Consider the following 25,651-nt stretch of genomic DNA (forward strand, 5'->3'; position numbering starts at 1 on the left):
CGTGCCGCCGCACGGATACGCGGATCGCGCGACAGGCGGCTGGGTCAGTCGAACTTGCGGCTTGGCGCCAGAACGACCGCCTCGCCTTTCAGCACGACGGTATCGCCGACGAGGCAGCGGGTTGCAAGCGTCACCCGGCGCCGCGAATGGTCGATCGTCTCGACCGTGACCTCGGCGCGGACCATGTCACCCGGCCTGACCGGCGCCATGAACTTCAGCGTCTGGCCCAGATAGACGGTCCCGTGTCCGGGCAACTGCTCGCCGATCACCGCGCTGATCAGACCTGCCGTCAACATCCCGTGCGCGATCCGGCCTTCGAAGATGGTGTCCTGCGCATAGGCGTCGTCCAGATGGACGGGATTGCGGTCGGTCGACACCTCGGCAAACAGCTCGATGTCGTGATCGGTGATCTGTTTCTGAAGATGGCGGGTCATCCCTACCTCCAGATCCTCGACCACAATCGTGCCGCGAGGCAGGTTGTCCAACATCATCGCCCTCCGTTCACTCGAACGGAATAGCAGTCGCTACATGCTCGCGCAATAAAATAACACCAATCGTTCTTTCTTAGACCGATTATGTCTCGGCAGACGCTTCGCTCAGAAGTGCTTGCAGGTCGAGCGGAGCGTTGATCATCTTGAGGTGCCCGTCGGGGTCCAGCGGCCATTCGTCGCTCGTGCGGTCGCGATACAACTCGACGCCGTTTCCGTCGGGATCGCGCAGATAGATCGCCTCGCTGACGCCATGATCGGCGGCGCCGTCCAGCGGGATGCCCGCCGCGATCACCCGGGCCAGCACCTCACCCAATGATTTGCGGTCGGGATAAAGAAACGCCGAATGGTAAAGCCCGGTCGTTCCCGGCGCGGGCGCCGGACCGCCCAGCGATTCCCACGTGTTCAACCCGATATGATGGTGATAACCGCCAGCGCCCAAGAACGCCGCACCAGCGCCGTAGCGCTGCGTGACCGAAAACCCCAGGACGTCACAGTAGAACGCAATCGACCGTTCCAGATCCGACACCCGCAGATGGACGTGCCCCACGCGCGCCGCGGGCGGTGCGGGCTCGGCGGGCTCTCGGATCGGTGTCAGGCTCATCTCAGTCGTCCGATCGCGAAGGTGGGGCGCAGTCCCTGCCCCGTCAGCCATTCGGCCATCAGACCGGGATCGGGGTTCTCGACATCCGGGCCCATCGCCTCGGCGGCAAGGCCGCCGGTCACGAAGATCGAGTCGATCCCCTGGTCGAGCGCTCCCTTCACGTCGGTCAGGATGCCGTCGCCGATGGCGAGGATCCGCGCGTCGTCATCAAGGCCCAGCCGGCGGCGGGCCAGATCGTAGATCGGCGCATGCGGCTTGCCGAAATAGAGGCTTTCGCCCCCCAGCAACGTGTAAAACTCGGCCAGCGCACCAGCGCAGTAGATCCGCGTCTCGCCCATGTCGACGACGATGTCGGGATTGGCGCAAAGCATCTTCAGCCCGCGCGCCTGTGCATCGGCCAGCTGATCGCGATAATCCTCGGGGACCTCGTTCACCTCATCGAACGGGCCGGTGGCCACGATGCCCTCGGCCTGGTCCAGCGGCACCCGCGTCACCTTCTCGGCGGCGGAATGTTCGGGCGGCACATCATCGAAGAAGCCGTCGTCCTTGTCAGTGCCGATATGCCAGACCTTGCGACCGACCACGCCCTGGAACATCGCGTCCTGCGCGGCATCGCCGGACGACACGATCACGTCGAAGGCGTCTTCAGGGACGCCCATGCGCTGAAGTTGAACGGCGACGAATTGCTGGGGACGGGGGGCGTTCGTCAGCAGACAGACCTTGCCACCGCCCCGCCGGAAGGCCTGCAGTGCCGCGACGGCGGCCGGATAGGCCTGCTTTCCGTTGTGCAGACAGCCCCACAGATCGCAGTAGAGCGCGTCGTAATCGCCGCCGATCTCGGCCAGCGTGCGGATCGTGCGGGTCATCAGACGGCCAGAACCGGAATGATCTGCTTCTTGCGGCTGACAACCCCCGGCAGCACCACGCTGTCACCGGTGACGGTCACGCCAAAGCTGCGCTCGGCCACCTGGCGCACGTAATCGTTCGGGACCAGCAGCGTCGCTTCCTCGTTCAGGATATCGACAACGAAGAACAGGACCTCGTCCGCGCCATCGGCAGCAGCGGTCGCAGGCATCGCTGCCATGATGGCGTCCTTGCGGGCCAGCACGACCTGCGGCGCGGTCGTTTCCAGGACAGAGACGCGCAGCTTCTTTTCGCCCAACTCATAGGACTTGCTGTCCACGCGCAGAAGCTGGTCATCCGAGAAGGATGAGACGTCCGACTTGGCGGCGAACATGTCGCTGGCATAGTCCGCGATCTCGATTCCCAACTCGCCCGCCAGCTTCTCGGCCACGGCGCGGTCATGCGCGGTCGTGGTCGGGCTGCGGAATTCCAGCGTATCGGACAGGATGCAGGTCAGCATCGCACCCTTGATGCCCTCAGGCGCCCGCGCCATGTCTTCGCCGATCAGGTCGTGCATGATCGTCGCGGTGCAGGCCAGCGGGCGGACGGTGATGTTGATCGGGCTGCGGGTCTTGACGCCGCCGGCCAGCAGATGGTGGTCGATGATCTCGATCACGTCGGCCTGGTCCAGCGAGGCGGGCAGTTCCGCAGGGTTGTTCGTGTCGACGAGCACGCACTGATCGCCCTCGGCGACGTCCGAGAAGATCTCGGGCTTGTCGAGGTTCCAGCGCGTCAGCATCCAGGCGGCTTCCGAGTTAGGCTCTCCCTGCAGCAAGGGCTGCGCCGGCGTTCCCCGAACCTCGTTCAGAAACCACGCCCAGATGATGGGCGAGCCGGTGGAATCGGTGTCGGGTGCCTTGTGGCCGAAAACCTTGATCATCGCATCTCTCGTTCGGGTCGGGAAAATTTGCGGGACGTATAGGACTGCACGCCCCGGATGTCCACGCACGACCGGTCCGGGACCGGCCCGACCAAAATGCGAAAACGCCCCCGTGCGATACACGGGGGCGCTGTTTTCGCGATGGTGTCTCGGCTTAGCCGACGACCATCATTGTCAGCACGTAAAGGCTGATGACGGCCATGCCGACGGTGCCGACCCAGGCCAGCCCCATCAGGATCGGTCCGGGCAGGAAGCTGCGCTCGAACTCGTCGTTGAAGTTGTCCTTGATGGCGCGAATGTTCAGCCAGTAGATCACCGGCGAGAACAGCAGCGCCAGAACCGACGCGATCTGCACGACCAGAACCGGACGCGGCAGACCGAAGATGATCAGCGCGCCGGTGACGACCCACAGAACCTGGAAGCCGCGATACAGCATCTTGCGCTTTTCCGGCGTGTCGAGGTTCTTGCGCAGACGAACCGCACATTCCTCGAACACACGCGCCTGACCGTCGAAATAGGTGAAGACGGTCGAGAACAGCGCAGCGATGCCGCCCGCGATGATGAACGGGAAGATCCAGGCGCCGAAGGTGTCGGTGTAGATCTTCGCGATCGTGGCACCCATCTCGCTGCCCTTGGGGACAAGACCGATCGGGTTCAGGACCGCAGCACCGATGATCAGGAAGATCATGCCGGTCACCATGGACACGATGTAGCTGATGTTCATGTCACGCTTGAACAGCAGCATCGAGTTTTTCATGTAGTTCTTGTCCATCGTGACCGTGTGGCCGGCTTCACGCAGCTTGCGGACCTTGACCATGCCGGACTGCTTGTCGACCGCCCAGTTGGACTGCATCGGCGACACCTCGGTTGTGGTCGGGAAATAGCCGAACATCGCCCCGAACAGGATCATCGCCCCGGCCGGTGCCAATGACGGCATCAGACGGCCCAGATAGTCACCCGGCGGCGGGGATTGCAGCGCGAAGGCGAAGAAGGTCGACAGCGCGAAGATGATGATCGCCAGCTTCACGACCTTTTCCAGCGCGTCGTACTGGCCCAGCCAGAGGATGCCAACGCTGAAGACAAGGATGAAGAGCGCCCAGTATTCCAGCGGAATGAACGGGAAGGCGGCGTAGAGCATCGCCCCGCAGCCCAATGCCCGGCCCGCGATCCCCAGCGTGTTCGCCAGCGATTGGAAGCCAAGGTACCAGAACGGCCAGCGGCCCACGCGACCGTAGGCCTCCATCACGCTCTCGCCCTTCACCATCGTGTAGCGCTGAGCGAATTCGAAACAGGCATATTTCAGCAGGTAAGCGACGGGAATGATCCACAAAAATGCGTAGCCATAAGTGGCGCCGGCGGTCGGTCCGTGAATGATGTGGCTCGCGCCGATGCCGGTCATGGCGGCGGCGACGCCCGGTCCCATGGCGCGCCACGTATCGGCGACGCCCGTGCCCGGTGCCTCCAGATGGATGCTTTCGGACTTCTGGTGAACGACGGACGCATCGGTCGCGCCAGCCCCTCTCCCAAAATCCTTGTAATCCGCGTTGGTATCGGTCACCCGTATCCTCCCTACGTTGGTTCTCGTCTTGTCGTGCCCGGGCCGCTCCTACCTCCTGAACGGTCCACACCAGCCGGATACAATCCTCGGACGAGTCTGGTATACCAAATTCCATATACTAGATTCACTCACATGGCTACCGCGAGAGGCGAAAAAATGCGGCGCGGCGCCTCGGCACGCAATTTTGTGAGCCAGTGCTGGTGTTTTGCGGCGCTCGCCTTGGCTAGCCATTGTCCGCAAAAGCTGTAGCTTGATGCGACGCTTCAGCTCTGAGTGGGCGTGAAAAACGGCGCCGCGACCCTAAGAAAAGCAGAAAGGGGCGCCATTGGCACCCCTTTCCCATTTCTGTACTGGCAGGATTCTGCCGGTCAGGCGGCGCGAGCCGTCAGAACATCGTCAACGCGCTTCTGGGCGCTACCTTCGTCCATACCGGCGACGGCGGCGACTTCACGGGTCAGGCGGTCCAACGCGGCTTCGTAAAGCTGACGTTCGGAATAGCTCTGCTCGCGCTGATCGTCGTTGCGGTGCAGGTCGCGCACGACTTCCGCAATGGACATCAGATCGCCAGAATTGATCTTCTGCTCGTATTCCTGCGCACGGCGCGACCACATCGCGCGCTTCACGCGGGCTTTGCCCTTCAGCGTTTCCAGCGCCTTGTCCACAAGGTCGGGGCTGGCCAGGCTGCGCATTCCAATCTCGCTTGCGCGCGCGGTCGGCACGCGCAGGGTCATCTTGTCCTTATCGAACGAGATCACGAACATTTCCAGCTTCAGCCCGGCGACTTCCTGCTCCTCGATCGACACGATACGGCCGACGCCGTGCGCCGGGTAAACGACGAAATCATCAGGGCGAAATTCGTTCTTCTTGGCTTTCGACATAGGCTTCCTCTCAGGTGGTGCACGGCTTCGCCGGTGCACAAAGGGCCCCGGGCGGGAAAATGCCGCCTTGGGCCGATTGATCTTGTTTTCATGCGTCCGTCCGCGCAGAAGGACGGAGGTGACAGTGGATCTTTCCGAAACCAGCCGAGGCATGTTCCGCCCCGGCAGGATTTACATGTCATGAATATATCATAAATTACGCTTGCAAAAAAGCCGCTTGCGCCTGTGCGACGTTGCGAAACGGACGTTCGATTATGCTCAGGCAATCAAGGCGTTGACGTTCCCAACAGCCGGAATGGCGAATCGCGTGGTCCCGAATCGCTTTCGAAAATTGCTCGCGCGCGACTCATTCTCCAACGCCGGATGCGTGCAGCCTCGCGCTTGAATTCGGGCCGGTTCCGATGTCATCTCTAACCGCCCATTCTTCTTGGCAGAGCGTCAATTGCCCAGCTCGATTGCTGTCATCATCGTCAATTACGGCACCGCCGATCTGTCCGCCGAAGCGGTCGAAAGCGTGCTGTCGGCGGACCATCGCGACCACCCGGTCGAGGTGCACCTGCTGGATAATGCCTCGCCCGGTCACGACGCCGAAACGCTGTCCCGCATCCATCGGGACCGTGGCTGGGGCGAGCGTGTCACCCTGTGGCCCGAACGTGAAAACCATGGGTTCGGTCGTGGCAACAACGTCGTTCTGCACGCGCTCGCCAAGCGCGACACACCGCCGGATTACGTCTTCCTTCTGAACCCAGACGCCGCGCTGGAGAACGAGGCGATCGCGATCCTCGCCGATCGTCTCGACGCCGAACCAGACGTCGCAGCGGTGGGGGCCAGCGTCACGCAGCCGTCGGGCAACCCGGTCAGCGCCAGCTTCCGCTTTCCGACCGCCCGCAGCGAATTCGTCGTCGCAATGAACTTCGGCCCGGTCGAGCGCCTGTTTGACGACGTCCGCGTCTCCCTGCCCCCTGACCAGCCGGACGGGCCCGTGGACTGGGTGACGGGGGCCGCGGTGATGTTTCGGCTGAGCGACGTGATGGCGGTCGGTGGCTTTGACCCCGACTTCTTCCTTTATTTCGAGGAGGTCGAACTGATGCATCGTCTGACACGCGCCGGACACCGCATCCTGCATGTTCCCAAAGCGCGCGTCCGTCACGTCGAAGGCGCAGCGACCGAGATCGGCGGTGGACGACCGCGCGTCGCGCGCAGACCGGCATACTGGTACAGGTCTTGGAGGCTTTATCATCTGAAGACGCGAGGCCGCCGCGGTGCGATCGGCGCCGGTCTCGCTGCCTTCACGGGCGCGCTTTTGAACGTGCCGGTCGCCGTTCTTCGCCGGAACCCCATGCTCGCGCCGAAAGGCTATTATGCCGATTTTCCCAAGATGGTCCTGTGGCCGCTGCTGACCGGCCGGGACCGCTCGTAAACAGGCGGGCTGGTCTCAGTCGCCCTCGCCCGGCGCTTCCGAGAAGAACTCCATCTTGCCCGACTTGCCGTCATATTCCTCGGCGGTCGGAAGCGGGTCTTTCTTGCGGGTGATCACGGGCCAGGCTTCGGAATACTTGCGATTGAACTCGACCCACTTTTCCATGTCCGGCTCGGTATCAGGTCGGATGGCGTCAGCGGGGCATTCCGGCTCACAGACGCCGCAATCGATGCATTCGTCGGGATGGATCACCAGCGTGTTCTCACCCTCATAGAAGCAATCGACCGGGCACACCTCGACGCAGTCGGTGTACTTGCACATGATGCAATTGTCGGTGACGACGTAAGTCATAATCTGCTCCGCGGGCCTTTGCCGCGACAGTTACGCGCGCTCCCGCGATCATTCAAGGGAGGGGCGCGGCGCCGCGCGTCGAAAAAGACGGCCATTCCCCGAACCTCGCGCGGAGGAGAACGGATTTGGCCAAACGGCCCCCGTGGGCGACGATCATCCGCCAAGGTGCCTTTAGCCTTCAGCCGTCACCGTCAGGTCGCGATACAGGGCCTGCGCCTCGGGCGCTGGTCCGCGGCGGGTGCCGAGCGACAGGATCTCCAGCGCACGAACCTGTCCCCGCGCCGAGATCGTCAGATGATCACCAGCCCTGACCGACCGTCCCGGCTTGCGGCAGGGCTGCCCGTTCACCCGGATGCCACCACCCTCGATCCGTTCGGCGGCGAGACCGCGCGACTTGAAGAACCGGGCGAAGAACAGCCATTTGTCCAGCCTAAGCGTATCCTCGACCGGTTCGGCCGTCTTGGCCATCAGCCGCGTGCCACGACTGAGGTCACTTCTTGTCCTTCAGCGCCGCCAGCACCGCGAACGGGCTGTCGGGATCGGCCTTCTTTTCGGGACGCGCGCTGTAGGTCTTGGTGCCCTGCGGCTTGTCGCCCTTGCGGAAGTTCCCCTTCTTCGGGCCACCCTTCTTGAAGCCGCCCTCGCCACGCCCGCCATCGTGATGTCCGCCGGCGCCCTTGGGCCCACGACGCTGGCCGCCGGGCGCGCCACCCTTCGCACCGTCGGACCGGGGACGCCGTCCGCCGCGACCCTCGCCCTGCTCGCCTGCGGCTTGGGGTTCGGCGCCCTCGGCCGCCGCTTGTCCCTGCCGGTTGCGTCCGCCGCCACCGCGCTGCGGGCGCTGACCGCGCGGGCGCGGCGCCCAGCGGAACGTATAGAAGGTCTCGGTCTCGGGTGCCGTCTCTGCCGCAGCCTCGCCCTCGACGCCCAAGGCTTCCGCCAATGCCGGATCGTCCCCCGTCGCCGGATCGGGCTCGTTCGCGGACGCAGCCTCGACGACCCGCTTGGCAGCCTGATCCGCTTCCCATTTGGCGCGAGTTTCGGCTGCCAGAACCGATTCCTCCTCGGTCATCGGTGCGTCCGACGGCGCGGCCTCGGGCTCGGGCTTGGGCAAGGGCTCGGTCGGCCGCGCCTTTTCGCGCTCGCCCTTCTCGGCCGCATAGCCGAGGCCCCCCATCAGGTCGGCGAACTGGTCCAGCGTCATGCCGGTGATCGACAGCATGTCGGCGCTGGCCTCGAACCCCGCGCGGGTGTCCTGCGTGCGGATCATGTCGGCCAGCCGTTCCAGCATGTCGATGCGGATCGCCCGCTCGCCCGCCGGGTGATAGCCCGACAACGTGTAGTAACCGTCCGGCACGGTATCGAGATGCGGGATCGTGACCAGACCGGGGGGCGGGCTTTCGGGGAATTCGTCCAAGCCTTCCGCCAGCGACCACAGAACCAGCCGCAGCCGCGTCGGCGCGGGTTTCAGCAGCGCCGGCATGAAGATGGTGAACTGGCCAAAGCGCACGCCGTGCTTGCGCAGCGCACCGCGCGATTCCTGGTCAAGGTCCTTGACCTCGGTCGCGACGCCGGTGCGGGGCAGCACGCCCATCGATTCAACCAGCCGGAAGGCGAAACCGCGGGCCAGACCCGTCAGCGCCTCGTCCTTCTGCATCGCCAGCAGCGGCTCGAACAATGTGGCGACCTTGCGGTCGATGAAATGCTGCAGCCGCCGCTTCACCTTCTCGGCGATATCAGGGCCGGCCTCTTCGTCGACGAAAACCTCGATCCCCGGCTTCAGCGGATCGTCCCCGCGCACCAGCTTGCCGATCGCGGCGCTACCCCACATCAGGCCGCCCTGCTCGGTGAAATCCAGCTCGGTATCGGGTGCGTTGTAGAACCGGTCCGCGCGCAGGTGGAACTCGGGCCGCAGGGCCTCGTGGCTGGCGCGGTTCAGCATCTTCGCCTCGTCGGCCGATCCGGTCTGATCGGGGCGAAAGCGGAAACCTTCCAGACGGCCGGCGAATTCGCCCTCGACCGTCACTTCGCCCTTGTCGTTCACTTCGGCCACAAGGCTCTCCTTCTGCTTGAGCCGGCGCAGCAGCACGGATGTGCGCCGGTCCACAAATCTCTGTGTCAGCGCGGCATGCAGCGCGTCCGACAGGCGATCTTCTACCGCGCGAGTCTCGCCCCGCCAATGACTTTCGTCCCGGACCCAGCCCGCCCGCTGCGCCACATAGGTCCAAGTCCGGATATAGGCGAGCCGTTTGGACAGCGTGTCGATATCGCCTTGCGTTTTATCAATGCGCGACACCGACCGTGCCAGCCAGTCGGACGGTATCCCGCCCTCCTGCAGGAAGCCGAAGATCCGCGACAGAAGCGTGACATGCTCGGCAGGCGAGATTCCACGGAAGTCCGGCACGCGACAGACATCCCACAACAGACGCACGTCGCGGGGATGATCAATGCGGTCGCGGATCTCGGGCAGATCGCGCAGCGCCTTCAGCGCCCGGATGTCGTCCGCCTCACGCCCACGCCCCAGCCATTCGTCGCCGGACGGCGCCTCGAGGCTTTCGACCAGACGGTCGATCGTGCCGAATTCCAGCGCACCATTGCGCCAGGTCAGTCGCCGGATCGGCTGAAAGCGATGGTTCTCGATCGCGTCGATCAGCCCTTCGTCCAGCGGCGAGGCCTCGCCGGTCACGCCGAAGGTCCCGGGATCGGTGTGACGTCCGGCGCGTCCCGCGATCTGGCCCATCTCGTGGGGAAACAACGGCCTGACCCGGCGGCCGTCGAACTTGTGGGTGCTGGAAAACGCGACGTGGCGGATGTCGAGGTTCAGCCCCATCCCGATCGCGTCTGTTGCAACGAGGTAGTCGACCTCGCCCTCCTGATACAGCGCGACCTGCGCGTTTCGCGTGCGCGGCGACAGCGCGCCCATCACCACCGCGCAGCCGCCCTTCTGGCGTCGGATCAGTTCTGCCATCGCGTAGACATCATCGGTCGAGAAACCGACGATGGCCGAGCGCGCGGGCATCCGGCTCAGCTTCTTCGAGCCGGCCCAGCTGAGCGTGCTGAACCGCTCGCGCCGCTCGAACCGCACGCCCGGAACCAGGGCGGCAATCGCGGGCCGCATCGTGTCAGAGCCGAGCAGCAGCGTCTCGTGCAGGCCGCGCATGTTCAGCAGCCGGTCGGTGAAGACGTGGCCGCGTTCGGGATCGGCGCAGAGCTGAATTTCGTCGAGCGCCACGAAATCGGCACCGACCTCTGGCATCGCCTCTGTGGTCGCGACCCAGTATTGCACACGGTCCGGGACGATCCGTTCCTCGCCCGTCACCAGCGCCACGACCGACGGACCGCGTGCCTTGACGATCCGGTCATAGACCTCGCGCGCCAACAGCCGCAGCGGCAGGCCGATCACCCCGGTCCGATGAGCCAGCATCCGCTCGATCGCGTAATGGGTCTTGCCGGTATTGGTCGGGCCAAGGACGGCCGTCACCCGGCGCGGGTGCGGGGAATCGAACATGATGTCAGATATTGGTGCCCGTCTCGGCCTGTTCCAGCCGCTCGACCGCATCCAGCACGTCCTGCTGATGCGGATGGATCGCCAGACTCTGGCGATAGGCGTCTAGCGCGCGCTCGGGCTGGTCCATGTCCTCCAGAAGGAAACCCAGTTGGGTCAGGGCCGGAAAGTGCCGCGGTTCAAGCTGCAGGGCGCGGGCCAGATCGGCCAGCGCCGGGCCGTAATCGCCTTCGGTCGCATAAGCCACGGCCCGCATGTGATAGCCGCTGGCGAAGTCGGGCGCGTGGTCGGCCAGCGCTGTCAGGTGACCGATCGCGGTGGCTGCATCGCCGCCGTCCAGCGCATCCTCACCGCGCTTGTAAAGCAGATCCATCGCCGCGGACCCGGACCGTGACCATTCGCGAAGGATATCCGATTCGGCGATCCGCCAGCCCTCGCCCTCGGGCTGCGCCAGTTCGGCAAAAAGCTGGTCCATCCGCGAGGGTTCGCCGCCGGTGTCAGGCGCCGCCGTCTTGGCAGCAGGATCCGCGCCATCGGTGCCGGTATCGGGAAGATCCTGCGCGTAAACCGGAACGTGATTTGCGGACGTCAACACAATCATAACGATTGCAGCGCAAAGTGCCGTCGTGACACGGTGCCGGCATGCCGTCACGGCATGGTGGAAATGGGGCGCGCGCCTCATCATAAATACGGTCTATCCCAAGGGGCGCTGCCAGCGCCAGTCAAAGCTCGAAGGGGAAATGGAAAATGAGCGAAGTTGTGAACGGCGCCGTCACGGCGTTGAACCGAAAAGTCGGCAAGTTCGATTCGACCGCGAAGTTCGTGATCGAGAATGAAGGCACGATCATGATGGACGAAAACGGCGCACGTCCGGGCGACGAGCCGGCGGACGTGACGATGACCGCCTCGGCCGAAACGTTCGAGGGTATCCTGGACGGCAGCGTCAATCCGACCATGGCCTTCATGTCGGGCAAGCTGAAGGTCGACGGCTCGATGGCGCTTGCCATGCAGCTTGGCGCCGCCCTGTCCTGATCGTGTCTTGCCTGCGCGGGTTCGCCCGCGCATAGAGCCATGATGCAGGACGCACCCTTTCATCAGCTTCCAGGCGATCCGCTGCCCGCCGCCACAGCCTACTGGGCGCGGGCCGAGGACGGCGTTCGCCTGCGCCTCGCCGTCTGGCGCGACGGCGCGGCTGCGGACGACCGGGCTGCGGGCACCGTTCTGCTGTTCCCGGGCCGGACCGAGTATATCGAGAAATACGCGCCGACCGCCGCCTGGCTGAACGAGCGCGGCTACGCCGTCATCGCGATCGACTGGCGCGGACAGGGCCTGTCGGACCGTCTGCAGGACGACCCGCGCCCCGGCCATGTCGGCGCCTTCGCCGATTACCAGCGAGACGTGGTCGAGATGGTCGTGGCCGCGTCGGATCTGGGCCTGCCGCGGCCGTGGCACCTGCTGGCCCATTCGATGGGCGGCTGCATTGGTCTGGGCGCGCTGCTGGACGACCTGCCGGTGGAAAGCGCGGTCTTCTCGGCACCGATGTGGGGAATCAACCTTCGCCAGATGCCGCAGCGGATGGCCCTGGGCGTGTCCTACCTCGCCGGGCGGATGGGCCGCGGCGGCCGTGCCGCGCCGTCCAGCGGTGGCGGCAAGGGTGGCACCTACGTGCTGGATGAAAGTTTCTCCGCCAACCTGCTGACCGGCGATGCGCAGGAATGGTCACGCATGGTGATCGAGGCTGCGAGCTGGCCCGATCTCACCATCGGCGGCGCCAGCTTCGACTGGGTGGCCCATGCCCTGAACGAATGCTCCCGCCTGTCGCGCGAACCATCGCCCAGCGTTCCCACCCTGGTCGCGCTCGGCGCGCTGGAACAGGTCGTCTCGAAGGCCGCGATCCGCGAACGCGTGTCCAACTGGTCCGGGGCCCATCTGCTGGACCTTCCCGACTGCCGCCATGAACCGATGATGGAAACACCGTCCGTGCGCGAGGCGTTTCTGAACGCGATGCTGGATCATTTCGAGGGGTGATCCCCTAATCCTGCATCCCCTTCCCGGCCCGGATCTTCGGCGCCGCCTTCTCGATCCGCGACACCACCGTCTTCGACTGCTTCGCCCCGGTGAAATGGATCAGCCAGCCGCGCCGCCGCCCCGGCGTCAGCGTCTCGAATGCCTCGCGCAGGCCGGGATCGTCGTCGAAAGCCGCCCTTAGTTCCGGCGGCCAGTCGAAATCGCCCGCTTCCATCGCGACCTTGCGCCCTGCCGCCTCGTTCTCCACCGCCTGCCGCACGAAGCCGCGGATCGTGTCGGCCAGCCCCTCGACCTGGGCGACCGACGTCACCTTCACCATCCGGGCCGAGCGAGAGTTCTGCCCCGGCGCGACCAGCACGCCGTCCGGGTCGTCCAGCAGCGCCCCCTTCAGGAAGGACACGACGGCGCAATCCTTCATCGCGCTGACGATCGCGATATTGGCATCGTGGGCGCGATAGCAGGGCTGGCGCCATCGCAGATCCTCTTCGACCGGGCCGTCCAGAACCACGGCGCGCAGGGCGCGCAGTTCCGGCCGCCACGGCGCATCGCGGTGAAAGAACCGGTCCAGCCGGGGATTGGGAACGCCCATCGTATGCTCCGCCGTGGCCGCGCCCTTGCACCCGGCCCTGCCACGGTCCACATCTGATGTAGCCCAGTCAAAGGAAATATCATGCAACGCAATCCGGTGTTCGATGCCGCCGAGCGCGTCACCTCGCCGTTCGGCGACCTGCCGCAATGGGACCTGACCGATCTCTATCCCGCTCCGGACGCGCCGGAGCTGACCCGCGATCTGGATCTGCTGCGCAGCGAATGTGCGGATTTCGCCGACACCTATCGGGGCAGGCTGGCCGATCTGGACGCGCCCGCGATGCTAGATTGCATAGAGCGCTACCAGCGCATCGACATCCTTGGCGGTCGGATCATGTCCTATGTCGGCTTGCGCTATTACCAGAAAACTACCGATGCCGCGCGCGCCAAGATGCTGGGCGACATCCAGTCGCGTGTGACCGAGGATACGACCCCGCTGGTCTTCTTCAGCCTCGAATTCAACCGCATCCCGGAGGCGGATTACCACGCCATCTTCACCGCGCCCGATGGCCCGGCACGCTACAAGCCGGTCTTCGACCGCATGCGCTCGATGGGGCCCTATCAGCTGTCCGACGAGCTGGAGCAGTATCTTCACGATACGTCGGTCGTCGGCGCGGCGGCCTGGAACCGACTTTTTGACGAAACGACAGCGGCGCTGGAATTCGATGTCGGCGGCGAAACGCTGGGACTGGAACCGACGCTGAACCTGCTGACCGATCACGACCGCTCGCGGCGCGAGGCGGGTGCCCACGCCCTGGCCAAGGTCTTTGCCAAGAATGTCGGCCTGTTCGCGCGGGTCCACAACACGCTCGCCAAGGAAAAGGCGATCGAGGACAAGTGGCGCAAGATGCCCACGCCGCAAACCGCGCGGCACCTGTCGAACCATGTCGAGCCCGAGGTGGTCGAGGCGCTGCGCGAAGCCGTCGTCGCCGCCTATCCGCGCCTGTCGCACCGCTATTACGCGCTGAAGGCACGCTGGCTCGGGCTCGACACGCTGCAGGTCTGGGACCGCAACGCGCCCCTGCCAACCGACGCCCCCCGCACCATCGGCTGGGACGAGGCGGAACGCACCGTGCTTGACGCCTACGCGGGCTTTTCCCCCGAACTCGCCGAACTGGCGAAGCCCTTCTTCGGTCGGGGTTGGATCGATGCGGCGGTGACGCCGGGCAAGGCGCCGGGGGCCTTCGCCCATCCGACGGTCACCACCGTACACCCCTACGTGATGCTGAATTACCTGGGCAAACCGCGCGACGTGATGACCCTGGCCCATGAACTGGGCCACGGCGTCCACCAGCGTCTGGCCGCGCGGCAGGGTGAACTGCTGGCGTCGACGCCGCTGACGCTGGCCGAAACCGCCAGCGTGTTCGGCGAGATGCTGACCTTCCGCGCGCTTCTGGCCCGCACGACCGACCCGGCGCAGAAGAAGACGCTGCTCGCCGGCAAGGTCGAGGACATGATCAACACCGTCGTGCGCCAGATCGCCTTCTACGATTTCGAGTGCAAGCTGCATGCCGCGCGGGCCGAGGGCGAGCTGACGCCCGACGACATCAACGCGCTGTGGATGTCGGTGCAGGCCGAAAGCCTGGGGCCGGTCTTCGAATTCATGCCGGGCTACGAGACGTTCTGGACCTATGTCCCGCACTTCGTCCACTCGCCCTTCTACGTCTATGCCTATGCCTTCGGCGACGGTCTGGTGAACGCGCTTTATGCCGTCTACGAAGACGGCCTGCCCGACTTCCAGGCCAAGTATTTCGACATGCTCAAGGCCGGCGGTGCCAAGCACCACAAGGAGCTGCTCGCGCCGTTCGGCCTCGACGCGTCGGACCCCGCCTTTTGGGACAAGGGCCTGTCGATGATCGAGGGGCTGATCGACGAACTCGAGGCACTGGAACGGTGATCTCGCTTCATGTCGTGCCGGCGGGCGAACTGGATCGCCTGTCCGGCCTGATGATGAACGCGGGGCCGCAATTCGCATCCAGCGGCGCGGTGGCGATCCAGGATCGGACGCCGGACCTGACCTTCCACGAGATCCGGGCCGAAGGTCGGACGGTCGGGATGTTCAAGCTGGACCCCCGCTATCACGAGCGCCACGATTTTGCGAAAGCGGATGAGATCGGCCTGCGCGGCGTGCTGATCGATCGCGATCATCAGGGGAAGGGCTATGGCCTTGCGGCGGTGCGGCTGCTGCCGGATCACGTCAAGATCACCCATCCGCTGGCGCGCGCGGTCCTGCTGACCGTCAACATCAAGAATGGGGGCGCATACCGGACTTACCAGCGCGCCGGCTTCGTCGATACGGACGAGCGGTATCTGGGTGGGGATCTGGGTCCGCAGCACATCATGCGCCTGTCGCTGGACCACGCATAGAAAAAGGGACCGGCTAGACAGCCGGTCCCTTCGTCGGTTCCGTCAAGCGATCAGACGCGCTCGTGACGCCCTTCGCGCACTTCCTCAATGATCTTGGCGCAGAAATCGTCCAGATCGTCTGGGTTACGCGAGGTGATCAACGCCTCGTCACACACGACCGAGGCATCCTGAACGACGGCGCCCGCATTCTTCAGATCGGTGCGAATCGACTTGTAGCTGGTCGCCTTGCGACCCTTCAGCACATCCGCCTCGATCAGCAGCCAGGGCGCATGGCAGATCGCGGCAAGCGTCTTGCCGCTTTCGAAGAAATCCTTCACGAACTTCACGGCCTTCTCCTCGACCCGCAGCAGATCAGGATTGATCTGGCCGCCGGGCAAGACGAGCGCGTCGAAATCGCTGACCGACACCTGATCCAGCGTCTTGTCGACGGTCACGCTTTCGCCCCAATCGTCCTTGTCCCAGCTTTTGATCTCACCGCTCTTCAGCGAGACGATGGTGATCTCGGCACCCGCATCGCTCAACTGGCGGCGCGGCTCGAACAATTCGGACTTCTCGAAACCGTCGGTGGCAAGGATCGCGATCTTGGCGTTTTCCATGGCAGGCATGATGCCCTCCTTTCCTGAATCTCCAGCGCCGCTGTGGGCGCGCAGGTCAGGGAAACGCGACGAAGCGCCACAGGTTCACCCGCGCTAACCAAAATCATTCCCATTCTCGCAACGCCGCCGGTTTCGGCTAAGATCAGTGCATCGAGAAAGGACGGGCCAGGACATGCTGCGACGGATATTGGGCGGGTTGGCGATCGTGATCGTGGTCCTGATCGGCGCGGTGCTGGTCTGGGGTCCCGGCTACGTCGAGGCGCAGCGCAACCCCGTCACCGGACCCGACGACGGCTGGCCCGTCAGCGAGCGGGCGCAGGCGCTGCACGACCGCCTGCTGATCGGCGACTGGCACGCCGATGCGCTGCTGTGGGACCGCGATCTTCTGGACAGGGCGGATCGCGGCCATACCGACATCCCGCGCCTTGCCGAGGGCAACGTCGCCGTGCAGGTCTTCACCACCGTCACCAAAAGCCCGCGCGGCCAGAACTACGGCGAGAACAGCGAAGACGCGCCCGATAACATCACGCCCCTCTTCATCGGCCAGCTGCGCCCGGTCCGCGCCTGGACCAGCCTGCGCGAGCGGGCGCTGGTCCAGGCCGCCGCGCTGCACCGCATGGCAGAGGACGCGCCCGACCGGCTTCGCCTGATCCTGACCCGGGCCGACCTGGAGGCAGTCTTGGCTGATCACCGCGCTGGCGGCCGGCTGGTGGGCGGCATTCTGGGGTCGGAAGGCGGGCATCCGCTGGAAGGCGACATCGCCAATCTCGACACGCTCTACGATGCGGGCTTCCGCCTGATCGGGCTGACCCACTTCTTCGACAACGAGCTTGGCGGCAGCCTGCATGGCGAGGACGACACGGGTCTCAGCGATTTCGGCCGCACGGTGGTGACCGAGATGATGGCGCGCAACATGATCGTGGACCTCGCCCATGCCAGCCCGCAGATGGTCCGCGACGTGCTGGCGATGGAGGGCACGCGCCCGATCGTCTCGCATACCGGCATCCACCGCCATTGCGCCAGCCCGCGCAACCTGCCCGACGACCTGATGCAGGCGGTCGCGGCGAAGGGCGGGCTGATCGGGATCGGCTTCTGGTCCGACGTCATCTGCGGCAAGACGCCGGACGACATCGCCACAGCGATCACAGCCGCCATCGCGCTGGTGGGCGAGGATCACGTCTCGCTCGGATCGGATTACGACGGTTCGGTCGACGCGCCCTTCGACGCGGCGCATCTTGCCGCGCTGACGCAGGCGCTGATCGATGCGGGGCTGACCGACCCGCAGATCGCCAAGGTCATGGGCGGCAACATGATGGCCTTTCTGGCCGAGATGCTGCCTAAATGACCTATTCCGCGGCGGTCTCCACCACAGGCGGGATTTGCGCGGCGTCGGGTTCGGGCTCACCGGCCGCGTTGCGCTCGGCCAGCCAGTGTTCCGCGTCCAGCGCCGCCATGCAACCCATGCCCGCGCTGGTCACCGCCTGCCGGTAGATCCGGTCGGTCAGGTCGCCTGCCGCGAAGACGCCGGGGATCGAGGTCCGCGTGGACCCCGGCTCGACCTTCACGTAGCCGCCCTCGTAGGTCTCAAGCTGATCCTTGACCAGCTCGCTTGCGGGCGCATGGCCAATGGCGATGAAGATGCCATCCGCAGTCACCTCGCGCTCGGTGCCGTCCTTCGTGGACCGCAGCACCGCGCCCGTCACGCCCAGCGGGCTTTCGGTGCCGCGCACCTCGGCCAGCTCGTGATCCCAGATCACCTCGACCTTGGGGTTCTTGAACAGCCGCTCCTGCAGGATCTTCTCGGCGCGCAGGGTGTCGCGGCGGTGGATCAGCGTTACCTTGGACGCGAACTTGGTCAGGAACAGCGCCTCTTCGACCGCGGTGTTGCCGCCGCCGATCACCAGAACCGGCTTGCCGCGATAGAAGAACCCGTCGCAGGTCGCACAGGCGCTGACGCCGAACCCCTTGAACTTCTCTTCGCTGTCCAGCCCAAGCCAGCGCGCCTGCGCGCCGGTGGCCAGGATCACCGCATCCGCCGTCACCACGCGCCCGCTGTCGCAGGTGGCCCGGAACGGTCGCTGCGACAGGTCCAGATCGGTGACCAGGTCGGTCACGATCTCGGTCCCCATCGCGCGGGCATGCTCTTCCATCTTCACCATCAGCTCGGGGCCCTGGATCTCGGTCTCGCCCGGCCAGTTCTCCACCTCGGTGGTGATGGTCAGTTGCCCGCCGGGCTGCATGCCCTGGATCAGGATCGGCTCCAGCAACGCGCGCGAGGCATAGACCGCAGCGGTATAGCCCGCCGGGCCTGAACCGACGATCAGAAGTTCGGTGTGATTGCGTTCGCCCATCGTGGCCCCCATCATCTGTCGGCCTTATCTATGCGCCGCGCCGCCGCCATGCAACGCATGGCCGACCTGACGCCCCGGCGTGGCTGGTGCCAAAACCGGAAACAATGTTGCGCAGATTGGCCCCGCAAGGTAGCTTCCCGCAAGCTCATTGAAGGACCTCCCGCCACATGGCAAGCGCACGACTGGACGAGATCGACCGCCACATCCTCGCCGAATTGCAGGCTGACGGGAGGATGACCAATGTCGAGCTCGCCCGCCGCGTCGGCATCTCCGCCCCGCCCTGCCTGCGCCGCGTCCGCGCGCTGGAGGAACAGGGCTTCATCCGCGGCTATCACGCCGACATCGACCCGCGCGCGCTCGGGTTCGAGGTGCAGGTCTTCGCGATGGTCCGCCTCGCCAGCCAGTCCGAGCGCGACCTGTCCGCGTTCGAGGACCTCTGCCGCGGCTGGCCGCTGGTCCGCGAATGCCACATGCTGAATGGCGAGATCGACTTCATCCTGAAATGCGTCTCGCCCGACCTGAGCACGTTCCAGCGGTTTCTGACAGAAAGCCTGACGGCCGCGCCGAACGTGGCCAGCGTCAAGACCTCGCTGGTGATCCGCGGCGCCAAGGACGAACCTGGCGTGCCGTTCGAGGTGGTCGAGGAGCGGGTGCGCGAGGCGGGGTGAGACCAACTCCCGCCCGATGAGCGTCCTTCTCGCCCTTTTCGCGTCGTTGGCCTATGGCGTCGGCGACTTCATCGGCGGCCTCGCCTCCCGTCGCGGTTCAGCCTTCGCGGTCGCGCTCTGGGCCTCAATCGGAGGCGGGATCGCGATGTGTCTTGCCGCCGTGGTGGTGGGCGGACGCGCGGATCCGGTGGACCTTGGCTGGGGCGTTCTTGCGGGGATCGGCAACGGCATGGGCGGGACTTTTCTCTACCGCGGACTGGCCGCCGGACGGATGGGCGTCGTGGCGCCGCTGTCCTCGTTGACCGGGGCGCTTTTGCCCATTGTGGCCGGGCTGGCGTTGGGCGAACGCCCTTCCGCTCTCAGTTGGTGCGGAATTCTCCTAGCCCTTCCAGCTGTCGGCCTGATCTCACGCGAACCCGCCGCCCCCGGAAACGGCGGCGGCGGCAGGCTGGGTGCCGGGGTCGTGGACGGACTGCTCGCCGGGCTCGGTTTTGGCCTGCTGTTCATCGCGACGGGGCAGATTGCGCCATCGGCGGGCCTGTGGCCACTGGTCGCGTTGCAGATGGCGTCAATTGTCGTCATTCCGTTTCTCGCAAGCCTGCTACGCCAAGCCTGGTGGCCGACGCGCCGTGCTGAAGCGATCGGTCTGATTGGGGGCATACTGGCGGCGGCGGCTGTGCTTGGATTCATGCTGGCCGCGCAGCGCGGCCTCTTGTCGATCGTCGCCGTGCTGACTGCCCTTTATCCCGCAGCGACGATAGCACTCGCTGCGATCATCCTGAACGAACGACTGAGGCCGATCCAAGGGCTGGGCCTGATCTTGGCCGGTGGAGCGGTTGTGCTGATTGCCCTCGGATGACGACTGGCCGCGCTGGCCCGCAACTATCTCCGATCGCGTCGCAACACCCGTTAACCACTTCCTAACCGCACGCCCGCAGGCTGTGTACAGGTTGTGTACAGCCTGTGTACGCGCGGTGTACGGGTTGTGACTCGTCAAACTTAACAAACGCTGGGCAAAATAGAGCCGCAGGTGTTGCGCTGTTGCGCTGGCAACGCACGCTCGGTGCGCCGCGCAACGCGCGCCCGAAATTAACCATTCCGCTGACTAGAGAACCACCGCCGAGATCAGGCGGCCGTAATCCGCCGCGCCTTCATGCGTCGCGCGGCGATAGCTGAAGAAGCGCGCGGGGTCGGAATAGGTGCAATGGCCGGTCCATTCCGCCTCGGCCCCGGTCTCGCGCAGCCGCGAGAGGCCGAAGGACGGCAGATCGAACATCGGCCGCCCGTTTGGTCCGCCCGAGAAAAAGCGCGAATAGTCATCGTCTTCGGCGATGAAATCCTCCATGAAATCCTCGCCGACCTCATAGGCGCGCTGGCTGATCGTGGGGCCGATGACGGCGCGGATATTCTCGGCGCCGGCGGCACGCATCGCCGCGACCGTTGCCTCCAGAACGCCGCCGATCGCACCTTTCCAGCCCGCATGCGCCGCCCCGATCACGCCCGCCTCGGGATCGGCCAGCAGCACCGGCTGGCAATCGGCGGTCAGCACCGACAGCGCGATCCCAGGCCGCGCCGTGACAAGGGCATCCGCCTGTATTTCCCGCATCTTGTCGGGGTCATCACCCTCGGCGATCGTCACCACTGTCGCCGAATGAACCTGATGAACCCCCGCCAGATGGTCGCGCGGCACCCCCATCGCCTCGGCCACGCGGCCGCGATTCACCGCCACGATCGCTGCCTGATCCTCGGAGCCGCGCCCGCAGTTCAGCCCGGCGTAAAGGCCCGAGGACGCCCCGCCCTTCCGGGTGAAGAAGCCGTGCCGGACGCCGTCCAGCAGCGGGTGGGTCAGGATCTCAAGCATCGTCTGCATCCGCGTCCAAAGCCTCGAATCCGGGGACGGGCGGCGCACCGCGCGGCCACACCGCCAGCGCCTTGAACAATTGTCCCATTTCGCCGGCGTGGGTCAAGCGGCGCAACGCCGCCCCTGCCCCCGCATCGCCCGCCTGCGCCAGCCGCGCTGCCCGCTCTCCGGCGCCAAGCGACAAGAGCCAGGACCCCTGCATCACCGGTTTCGAGGCGACCGCCCCCGCTTGGATCGCCGCTGCTGCAAGCGGAGCGAAATCCACATGCGCGGTCAGATCCGCCTGCCCGGGCGCGTCCAGCGGATCGGCGTGGGCATGGTCGCGCAAGGCCTGGAACGTATCGCCGGTGCCGTTCCAGTCGCCGTAATCGATCACGATCACCGCGCCGCCATGCTCGGCAATGCGACGGGCAATCGCACTCATCGCCGTGACGGCCGAAGGGCGCGTTTCGATCACCGTTCCTTCGGCCTCTTCGCGCGGCAGCGGCATCGGCGGCGCAAGACCGAAGGTCAGCTTCTCTCCGTCGAAGCCCACCATGCGCTCGGCCCAGCCATCCGTCGTCCGCAGGTATTGATGGACCGGCAGAGCGTCGAAGAATTCGTTGGCGATCAGGAACAACGGGCGATCCGGAAGATCGTCCAGCCTGTCCAGATGCGTCACGGGACCCAGCCGATCACGCTGCATGTCGCGCAGATGCGGCGACGCTTCGATCAATGCGATCTGCGCGGCCTCGCGCATGCCGGACACGCGGGTCATCGCACGCAGCATGTCGGCCATCAGCGTACCGCGCCCCGGCCCAGGTTCGGCGAGGGTGAAGGGCGCGGACGAGCCTTGATCCAGCCACGCTTGCGCGAGCGCGAGGCCCGCGATCTCGCCAAAGATCTGGTGGATTTCCGGCGCGGTGATGAAATCGCCTCCCCGCCCGAACGGATTGCGCGTCGCGTAATACCCATGGTGAGGATGCAGCAGGCAGGTCTGCATGTAATCGGCTAGGCTGATCGGGCCGTGCGCGCCGATCCGCGCAGCGATGATCTGCCCAAGGGCGTTCATGCCCGGCGCGCGCGCCACAGGAAGAACAGCCCCAGAAGAACCATCGGCAGCGAGAGAAGCTGCCCCATCGACAGGCCCCAGACCGGGCCGCCGATCACGTGGCCCAACGGGTTGTCCGGCGCGATGAACTGTGCGTCTGCGACACGGAAGAACTCGACAAAGATGCGCGACAGACCGTAGCCCAGCAAGAACATGCCCAGCACCGTGCCCGGCCGCGCCAGCGCGCCGGCCCTGACCATCAGCCACAGGATCAGCCCCAGAAGCAGCCCCTCCAGACCCGCCTCGTAAAGCTGGCTGGGGTGGCGGGCGCAAAGGCCTTCGACACCGGGACAGGCCTGCGCTGCCTCACCGGGGAAGATCACGCCCCAGGGCAGGTCGGTCGGTCGCCCCCACAATTCGGCATTGATGAAATTTGCGACGCGCCCGAAGAACAGCCCGATCGGCGCCACCAGCGCCAGAGAGTCCGCCAGTTTCAGGGGCGCCGCGCCATGCTTCCGCGACCACAGGAAAGCCGCGACGACGACGCCCAGAAAGCCGCCGTGAAACGCCATGCCACCCTGCCAGACCTTGATGACATCCAGCGGATTGGCGAGGTAGTACGCTGGCTCGTAGAACAGAACGAAGCCCAGCCTGCCGCCCACGATCACACCAAGGATGATCCAGCTCAGCAGATCGTCGATCCCTTCGGCCGTGGCGGGCGGCGTGCCGCCCCACAGCGCCGGGCGGCGCATCAAGGAACGCACCGCCCACCAGCCAAGCAGCAATCCGGCAAGGTAGGCGAGTGCGTACCAGCGCAGCGAAAAGGCGAAATCGCCGAAGCGCAGCGTGAAGATCTCGGGGCTGATGTCGGGAAAGGGGATCATGCTGCCTCGGGGCTCGGTCGGCGCGCAGGCTTAGCGGGCGGGACCGCGAAGTCAACCGAGGCGCGGTTGACGAGCGCTTGATCCCCGCTTGAAGGCGAAGGCGCCGCGGCCCATATCAGGACGAACCGATCTGGAAAGGCCCGCCATGACCACGCAAAACCGCATCTTCGACGACATCTCGCGGCTGATGACCAACGCGATGGGCGTGGCCCAGGGCGCGAAGTCCGAGGCCGAAACGGCGATGCGGGGCTGGGTCGATCGCTGGCTGGCCGAGCGCGACCTGGTGACGCGCGAAGAGTTCGAGGCCGTGCGCGAGATGGCGATCAAGGCACGGTCCGAGAACGCCGAGCTGAAGGCGCGCCTCGACTCGCTGGAGGCAGCGAAGACCGATCAGGGCTGAACGCTGTCCTGCAGCCGGCCTTCACGGTCGTAAAGCAGAACCTCACCCGCATCCGTCACCACGACGATCCAGTCCCGCGCAAAGGTGACCGCGTCGGCCGATGCGCCTTCTGGAAGTATGATCGTATCGGGCAGTTGAGGCAGCGAGGGCTGGCCAAGACGCACCCACATCAGTGCGACCAGGGCGATCATGCCGCCGCCCATGACCGCCGCCAGGCCCGTCACCAGCCATTTCAGGAATCGCACCTCAGCGGGCATCGGCTGCGCTTCCGCTTCGCGTCCGCTCCCGCTATCATCGCCCATCATGCCCGACCTTCTCGTGACCATCCCGGCGGATCCGCCCGAGCGGCTTGATAAGGCGCTGGCGGCCGCTGTGCCAGAGGCAGCGGCCCTGTCGCGATCGCGCCTTGCTCGGCTGATCGCGGATGGTGCGGTCAGCGGTCCAGATGGCGTGATGCGCGACGGCAAGGCGCGGGTCGCCGAAGGGCAACAATTTCGCATCGTCTTGCCCGCGCCCGAACCGGTCACGGCCAGACCCGAAGCGATTCCGCTGTCGATCGCCTATGAAGATGACGAACTGATCGTGATCGACAAGCCGGCGGGGATGGTTGTCCACCCGGCCCCCGGCAATCCCGGCGGCACCCTGGTCAATGCGCTTCTGGCCCATTGCGGGGACAGTCTTTCGGGGATCGGAGGGGCCAGGCGCCCCGGGATCGTGCACCGGATCGACAAGGACACGTCGGGGCTGCTGGTCGCGGCGAAATCGGACCGCGCGCATCATGGGCTCGCCGCCCAATTCGAGGCGCATAGTGCGGCCCGCCGCTATCTTGCGCTGGCGCATGGGGTGATCGATGCGGCCGATGCACGTCTGCGCGGTTTGCCCGGCGTCAGCTTCGAAGATGGTGGTGTTCTGCGAATCGCGACGAAGCTGGGCCGTCACCCCACCGACCGCCAGCGGCAGGCAGTCCATGCAGAGCGCGGCCGCCATGCCGTCACGCGAGCGCGGATGCTCGAATGCTTCGGCGCGCCGCCTTCGGCGATGCTGGTCGAATGCCGCCTGGAAACCGGTCGCACGCATCAGATCAGGGTTCACATGGCCCATGCAGGGCTTGGGCTGATCGGCGATCCTGTCTACGGCGGCGCGCGCCGCGCCTCGGCCCGCGCGCTCGGTGCCGAGGCAGCGACTGCCGTCGCAGCGTTTCCCCGCCAGGCGCTGCACGCGGCGCAACTTGGTTTCGATCATCCGACGACCGGCGAGCGTCTGAGCTTCGACAGCCCGCTTCCCCGGGACTTGGCGAACCTGCTGGCATTGCTGCGCGGAACCCTCGCAACCAGCGGTGCGTTACCCCAAACCGACGAGAATCGCTGACCATGGTCAATTACACCCAGCTTCCAGCACCATCACCCGAACAGGGTCTGAACCGCTACCTGCAGGAAATACGCAAGTTTCCCCTGCTTGAGCCGGAAGAAGAGTACATGCTGGCCAAGGCTTGGGCCGATCACGAGGATAGCGAGGCTGCGCATCGTCTGGTGACCTCGCACCTGCGGCTCGCTGCCAAGATTGCCATGGGCTATCGCGGCTACGGGCTGCCGCAGGCGGAAGTGATCTCCGAGGCGAATGTCGGTCTGATGCAAGCGGTAAAGCGCTTCGATCCCGAAAAGGGCTTCCGGCTGGCCACCTATGCGATGTGGTGGATCCGCGCCTCGATCCAGGAATACATCCTCCGCTCGTGGTCGCTCGTAAAGATGGGCACCACGAGCGCCCAAAAGAAGCTCTTCTTCAACCTGCGCAAGGCCAAATCCAAGATCGGCGCACTGGAGGATGGCGACCTGCGCCCGGAAAACGTCGCGCAGATCGCCCATGATCTGAACGTGACCGAGCAGGAGGTGATCGACATGAACCGCCGCCTGTCCGGTGGCGATGCGTCGCTGAACGCGACGGTCGGTTCGGCGGAAGGGGAGTCGAGCGCGCAGTGGCAGGACTGGCTGGAAGACGAGGATGCCGACCAGGCCGAAGCCTATGCCGAACAGGACGAATTGCAGGCGCGCCGCACGATCCTGGTGCAGGCGATGGATGTCCTGAATGATCGAGAGAAGGACATCCTGATGGAGCGTCGCCTGCGCGACGATCCGATGACGCTCGAGGATCTTTCAGGCCGTTACGACGTCTCCCGCGAACGGATCCGCCAGATCGAGGTGCGCGCCTTCGAGAAATTGCAGGACCGCATGCGCGAGCTTGGTCGTCAGAAGGGGATGGCGATCCCCGAGGCGGAGTAACTTCCTTCTCACAGC

The 25,651-nt window shown here is 65.5% G+C and carries 28 protein-coding genes; 11 read left to right on the forward strand and 17 right to left on the reverse strand.

Going from position 1 to position 25,651, the window contains the following annotated elements; genetic code table 11:
- Positions 1–44: 44 nt before the first annotated feature.
- From MLD63_RS14610 to MLD63_RS14635, 6 genes are all read right to left on the reverse strand, one after another.
- Positions 45–488, reverse strand: a complete 444-nt coding sequence (locus MLD63_RS14610; RefSeq protein WP_255330783.1) for a MaoC family dehydratase — start codon at positions 486–488, stop codon at positions 45–47.
- Between the two features lie 85 nt (positions 489–573).
- Positions 574–1,092, reverse strand: coding sequence for a VOC family protein (locus MLD63_RS14615; RefSeq protein WP_255330646.1), 519 nt, complete (start codon positions 1,090–1,092; stop codon positions 574–576).
- The gene (locus tag MLD63_RS14620; protein ID WP_255330647.1) at positions 1,089–1,958 is read right to left on the reverse strand and encodes a TIGR01459 family HAD-type hydrolase; all 870 of its coding nucleotides are present in this window, start codon (positions 1,956–1,958) and stop codon (positions 1,089–1,091) included. Before MLD63_RS14620 ends, MLD63_RS14615 begins: the two co-directional genes overlap by 4 nt.
- Positions 1,958–2,875 (reverse strand): manganese-dependent inorganic pyrophosphatase, encoded by a 918-nt coding sequence (locus tag MLD63_RS14625; protein ID WP_255330648.1) that lies wholly within the window; start codon positions 2,873–2,875, stop codon positions 1,958–1,960. The genes MLD63_RS14620 and MLD63_RS14625 overlap by 1 nt, the downstream gene beginning before the upstream one ends.
- 154 nt (positions 2,876–3,029) lie before the next feature.
- On the reverse strand, positions 3,030–4,433 hold the full coding sequence (locus MLD63_RS14630; protein ID WP_255330649.1) for an Nramp family divalent metal transporter: 1,404 nt from the start codon (positions 4,431–4,433) through the stop codon (positions 3,030–3,032).
- Positions 4,434–4,801: 368 nt separating this feature from the next.
- On the reverse strand, positions 4,802–5,311 hold the full coding sequence (locus MLD63_RS14635; RefSeq protein ID WP_255330650.1) for a CarD family transcriptional regulator: 510 nt from the start codon (positions 5,309–5,311) through the stop codon (positions 4,802–4,804).
- Positions 5,312–5,738: 427 nt separating this feature from the next.
- Here MLD63_RS14635 and MLD63_RS14640 point away from each other — a divergent pair, with 427 nt between their 5' ends.
- Positions 5,739–6,731 (forward strand): glycosyltransferase, encoded by a 993-nt coding sequence (locus MLD63_RS14640; protein WP_255330651.1) that lies wholly within the window; start codon positions 5,739–5,741, stop codon positions 6,729–6,731.
- A 15-nt stretch (positions 6,732–6,746) separates the two neighbouring features.
- Here the strand turns inward: MLD63_RS14640 and fdxA are convergent, their stop codons facing one another.
- The 4 genes from fdxA to MLD63_RS14660 form a co-directional block, all read right to left on the reverse strand.
- Entirely contained in the window at positions 6,747–7,082 is a 336-nt protein-coding gene (gene fdxA, locus MLD63_RS14645) for a ferredoxin FdxA (protein ID WP_255330652.1), read from the reverse strand.
- A gap of 171 nt (positions 7,083–7,253) precedes the next feature.
- Positions 7,254–7,550: an RNA-binding S4 domain-containing protein gene (locus MLD63_RS14650; RefSeq protein WP_255330653.1), complete on the reverse strand. Its 297-nt coding sequence runs from the start codon at positions 7,548–7,550 to the stop codon at positions 7,254–7,256.
- Positions 7,551–7,572: 22 nt separating this feature from the next.
- Entirely contained in the window at positions 7,573–10,590 is a 3,018-nt protein-coding gene (locus tag MLD63_RS14655) for a helicase-related protein (protein WP_255330654.1), read from the reverse strand.
- Between the two features lie 4 nt (positions 10,591–10,594).
- A complete protein-coding gene (locus tag MLD63_RS14660) occupies positions 10,595–11,188 on the reverse strand; it encodes a hypothetical protein (RefSeq protein WP_369697009.1) in 594 nt (197 codons plus the stop codon).
- Positions 11,189–11,334: 146 nt separating this feature from the next.
- Here MLD63_RS14660 and MLD63_RS14665 point away from each other — a divergent pair, with 146 nt between their 5' ends.
- Together MLD63_RS14665 and MLD63_RS14670 are read left to right on the forward strand one after the other, a co-directional pair.
- Positions 11,335–11,619: an SCP2 sterol-binding domain-containing protein gene (locus tag MLD63_RS14665; RefSeq protein ID WP_255330655.1), complete on the forward strand. Its 285-nt coding sequence runs from the start codon at positions 11,335–11,337 to the stop codon at positions 11,617–11,619.
- 42 nt (positions 11,620–11,661) lie between these two features.
- Entirely contained in the window at positions 11,662–12,615 is a 954-nt protein-coding gene (locus MLD63_RS14670; protein ID WP_255330656.1) for an alpha/beta fold hydrolase, read from the forward strand.
- Positions 12,616–12,619: 4 nt separating this feature from the next.
- Here MLD63_RS14670 and MLD63_RS14675 read toward each other — a convergent pair whose 3' ends face one another.
- On the reverse strand, positions 12,620–13,204 hold the full coding sequence (locus MLD63_RS14675; RefSeq protein WP_255330657.1) for a YdeI/OmpD-associated family protein: 585 nt from the start codon (positions 13,202–13,204) through the stop codon (positions 12,620–12,622).
- A gap of 81 nt (positions 13,205–13,285) precedes the next feature.
- Between MLD63_RS14675 and MLD63_RS14680 the strand changes: the two genes are divergently transcribed.
- Positions 13,286–15,100 carry a M3 family oligoendopeptidase gene (locus MLD63_RS14680; RefSeq protein WP_255330658.1) on the forward strand — a complete coding sequence of 605 codons (1,815 nt, stop codon included), beginning with the start codon at positions 13,286–13,288 and terminating at the stop codon, positions 15,098–15,100.
- Positions 15,097–15,570, forward strand: a complete 474-nt coding sequence (locus tag MLD63_RS14685; protein WP_255330659.1) for a GNAT family N-acetyltransferase — start codon at positions 15,097–15,099, stop codon at positions 15,568–15,570. The genes MLD63_RS14680 and MLD63_RS14685 overlap by 4 nt, the downstream gene beginning before the upstream one ends.
- Positions 15,571–15,620: 50 nt before the next feature.
- Here the strand turns inward: MLD63_RS14685 and MLD63_RS14690 are convergent, their stop codons facing one another.
- On the reverse strand, positions 15,621–16,175 hold the full coding sequence (locus MLD63_RS14690) for a type 1 glutamine amidotransferase domain-containing protein (protein ID WP_255330660.1): 555 nt from the start codon (positions 16,173–16,175) through the stop codon (positions 15,621–15,623).
- A gap of 163 nt (positions 16,176–16,338) precedes the next feature.
- Between MLD63_RS14690 and MLD63_RS14695 the strand changes: the two genes are divergently transcribed.
- Entirely contained in the window at positions 16,339–17,511 is a 1,173-nt protein-coding gene (locus tag MLD63_RS14695; RefSeq protein ID WP_255330661.1) for a dipeptidase, read from the forward strand.
- A 1-nt stretch (position 17,512) separates the two neighbouring features.
- On the opposite strand, the gene trxB is transcribed toward MLD63_RS14695, so the two are convergent.
- Positions 17,513–18,532 (reverse strand): thioredoxin-disulfide reductase, encoded by a 1,020-nt coding sequence (gene trxB / locus MLD63_RS14700; RefSeq protein ID WP_439957671.1) that lies wholly within the window; start codon positions 18,530–18,532, stop codon positions 17,513–17,515.
- A 152-nt stretch (positions 18,533–18,684) separates the two neighbouring features.
- On the opposite strand from trxB, the gene MLD63_RS14705 reads away from it, so the two are divergent.
- Positions 18,685–19,185, forward strand: a complete 501-nt coding sequence (locus MLD63_RS14705; RefSeq protein WP_255330662.1) for an Lrp/AsnC family transcriptional regulator — start codon at positions 18,685–18,687, stop codon at positions 19,183–19,185.
- 16 nt (positions 19,186–19,201) lie between these two features.
- Entirely contained in the window at positions 19,202–20,044 is an 843-nt protein-coding gene (locus MLD63_RS14710) for a DMT family transporter (RefSeq protein WP_255330663.1), read from the forward strand.
- 246 nt (positions 20,045–20,290) lie between these two features.
- Here MLD63_RS14710 and pgeF read toward each other — a convergent pair whose 3' ends face one another.
- Genes pgeF through lgt form a run of 3 tightly spaced genes read right to left on the reverse strand, consistent with a single transcriptional unit; the run spans position 20,291 to position 22,960 of the window.
- Entirely contained in the window at positions 20,291–21,055 is a 765-nt protein-coding gene (pgeF, locus tag MLD63_RS14715; RefSeq protein ID WP_255330664.1) for a peptidoglycan editing factor PgeF, read from the reverse strand.
- Entirely contained in the window at positions 21,039–22,097 is a 1,059-nt protein-coding gene (locus tag MLD63_RS14720; protein WP_255330665.1) for a class I SAM-dependent methyltransferase, read from the reverse strand. Before MLD63_RS14720 ends, pgeF begins: the two co-directional genes overlap by 17 nt.
- Complete coding sequence (gene lgt / locus MLD63_RS14725) at positions 22,094–22,960, reverse strand: prolipoprotein diacylglyceryl transferase (protein ID WP_255330666.1); 867 nt, start codon at positions 22,958–22,960, stop codon at positions 22,094–22,096. Before lgt ends, MLD63_RS14720 begins: the two co-directional genes overlap by 4 nt.
- Positions 22,961–23,105: 145 nt before the next feature.
- Here lgt and MLD63_RS14730 point away from each other — a divergent pair, with 145 nt between their 5' ends.
- Positions 23,106–23,360: an accessory factor UbiK family protein gene (locus MLD63_RS14730; RefSeq protein WP_255330667.1), complete on the forward strand. Its 255-nt coding sequence runs from the start codon at positions 23,106–23,108 to the stop codon at positions 23,358–23,360.
- Here the strand turns inward: MLD63_RS14730 and MLD63_RS14735 are convergent.
- A complete protein-coding gene (locus MLD63_RS14735; RefSeq protein WP_255330668.1) occupies positions 23,351–23,662 on the reverse strand; it encodes a DUF6476 family protein in 312 nt (103 codons plus the stop codon). The two genes, MLD63_RS14730 and MLD63_RS14735, sit on opposite strands and share 10 nt — an antisense overlap.
- A gap of 1 nt (position 23,663) precedes the next feature.
- Here MLD63_RS14735 and MLD63_RS14740 point away from each other — a divergent pair, with 1 nt between their 5' ends.
- Positions 23,664–24,728 carry an RluA family pseudouridine synthase gene (locus MLD63_RS14740; RefSeq protein ID WP_255330669.1) on the forward strand — a complete coding sequence of 355 codons (1,065 nt, stop codon included), beginning with the start codon at positions 23,664–23,666 and terminating at the stop codon, positions 24,726–24,728.
- Positions 24,729–24,730: 2 nt separating this feature from the next.
- On the forward strand, positions 24,731–25,636 hold the full coding sequence (rpoH, locus tag MLD63_RS14745; protein WP_255330670.1) for an RNA polymerase sigma factor RpoH: 906 nt from the start codon (positions 24,731–24,733) through the stop codon (positions 25,634–25,636).
- The last annotated feature ends 15 nt before the right edge of the window (positions 25,637–25,651 follow it).

This window comes from Paracoccus albicereus (assembly GCF_024359525.1).
In the GTDB taxonomy this organism is placed as follows: domain Bacteria; phylum Pseudomonadota; class Alphaproteobacteria; order Rhodobacterales; family Rhodobacteraceae; genus Paracoccus; species Paracoccus albicereus.

What these genes read in the sequence shown, in the direction of transcription:
- MLD63_RS14695 (WP_255330661.1), top strand. Translation starts at nt 16,339, where the DNA reads ATGCTGCGACGGATATTGGGCGGGTTGGCGATCGTGATCGTGGTCCTG.
- MLD63_RS14655 (WP_255330654.1), bottom strand. Translation starts at nt 10,590, where the DNA reads ATGTTCGATTCCCCGCACCCGCGCCGGGTGACGGCCGTCCTTGGCCCG.
- MLD63_RS14710 (WP_255330663.1), top strand. Translation starts at nt 19,202, where the DNA reads ATGAGCGTCCTTCTCGCCCTTTTCGCGTCGTTGGCCTATGGCGTCGGC.
- MLD63_RS14740 (WP_255330669.1), top strand. Translation starts at nt 23,664, where the DNA reads ATGCCCGACCTTCTCGTGACCATCCCGGCGGATCCGCCCGAGCGGCTT.
- pgeF (WP_255330664.1), bottom strand. Translation starts at nt 21,055, where the DNA reads ATGCAGACGATGCTTGAGATCCTGACCCACCCGCTGCTGGACGGCGTC.
- MLD63_RS14650 (WP_255330653.1), bottom strand. Translation starts at nt 7,550, where the DNA reads ATGGCCAAGACGGCCGAACCGGTCGAGGATACGCTTAGGCTGGACAAA.
- fdxA (WP_255330652.1), bottom strand. Translation starts at nt 7,082, where the DNA reads ATGACTTACGTCGTCACCGACAATTGCATCATGTGCAAGTACACCGAC.
- MLD63_RS14735 (WP_255330668.1), bottom strand. Translation starts at nt 23,662, where the DNA reads ATGGGCGATGATAGCGGGAGCGGACGCGAAGCGGAAGCGCAGCCGATG.
- rpoH (WP_255330670.1), top strand. Translation starts at nt 24,731, where the DNA reads ATGGTCAATTACACCCAGCTTCCAGCACCATCACCCGAACAGGGTCTG.
- MLD63_RS14660 (WP_369697009.1), bottom strand. Translation starts at nt 11,188, where the DNA reads ATGATTGTGTTGACGTCCGCAAATCACGTTCCGGTTTACGCGCAGGAT.
- MLD63_RS14680 (WP_255330658.1), top strand. Translation starts at nt 13,286, where the DNA reads ATGCAACGCAATCCGGTGTTCGATGCCGCCGAGCGCGTCACCTCGCCG.
- MLD63_RS14705 (WP_255330662.1), top strand. Translation starts at nt 18,685, where the DNA reads ATGGCAAGCGCACGACTGGACGAGATCGACCGCCACATCCTCGCCGAA.
- MLD63_RS14610 (WP_255330783.1), bottom strand. Translation starts at nt 488, where the DNA reads ATGTTGGACAACCTGCCTCGCGGCACGATTGTGGTCGAGGATCTGGAG.
- MLD63_RS14730 (WP_255330667.1), top strand. Translation starts at nt 23,106, where the DNA reads ATGACCACGCAAAACCGCATCTTCGACGACATCTCGCGGCTGATGACC.
- MLD63_RS14635 (WP_255330650.1), bottom strand. Translation starts at nt 5,311, where the DNA reads ATGTCGAAAGCCAAGAAGAACGAATTTCGCCCTGATGATTTCGTCGTT.
- lgt (WP_255330666.1), bottom strand. Translation starts at nt 22,960, where the DNA reads ATGATCCCCTTTCCCGACATCAGCCCCGAGATCTTCACGCTGCGCTTC.
- trxB (WP_439957671.1), bottom strand. Translation starts at nt 18,532, where the DNA reads ATGATGGGGGCCACGATGGGCGAACGCAATCACACCGAACTTCTGATC.
- MLD63_RS14625 (WP_255330648.1), bottom strand. Translation starts at nt 2,875, where the DNA reads ATGATCAAGGTTTTCGGCCACAAGGCACCCGACACCGATTCCACCGGC.
- MLD63_RS14720 (WP_255330665.1), bottom strand. Translation starts at nt 22,097, where the DNA reads ATGAACGCCCTTGGGCAGATCATCGCTGCGCGGATCGGCGCGCACGGC.
- MLD63_RS14615 (WP_255330646.1), bottom strand. Translation starts at nt 1,092, where the DNA reads ATGAGCCTGACACCGATCCGAGAGCCCGCCGAGCCCGCACCGCCCGCG.
- MLD63_RS14620 (WP_255330647.1), bottom strand. Translation starts at nt 1,958, where the DNA reads ATGACCCGCACGATCCGCACGCTGGCCGAGATCGGCGGCGATTACGAC.
- MLD63_RS14665 (WP_255330655.1), top strand. Translation starts at nt 11,335, where the DNA reads ATGAGCGAAGTTGTGAACGGCGCCGTCACGGCGTTGAACCGAAAAGTC.
- MLD63_RS14670 (WP_255330656.1), top strand. Translation starts at nt 11,662, where the DNA reads ATGCAGGACGCACCCTTTCATCAGCTTCCAGGCGATCCGCTGCCCGCC.
- MLD63_RS14690 (WP_255330660.1), bottom strand. Translation starts at nt 16,175, where the DNA reads ATGCCTGCCATGGAAAACGCCAAGATCGCGATCCTTGCCACCGACGGT.
- MLD63_RS14675 (WP_255330657.1), bottom strand. Translation starts at nt 13,204, where the DNA reads ATGGGCGTTCCCAATCCCCGGCTGGACCGGTTCTTTCACCGCGATGCG.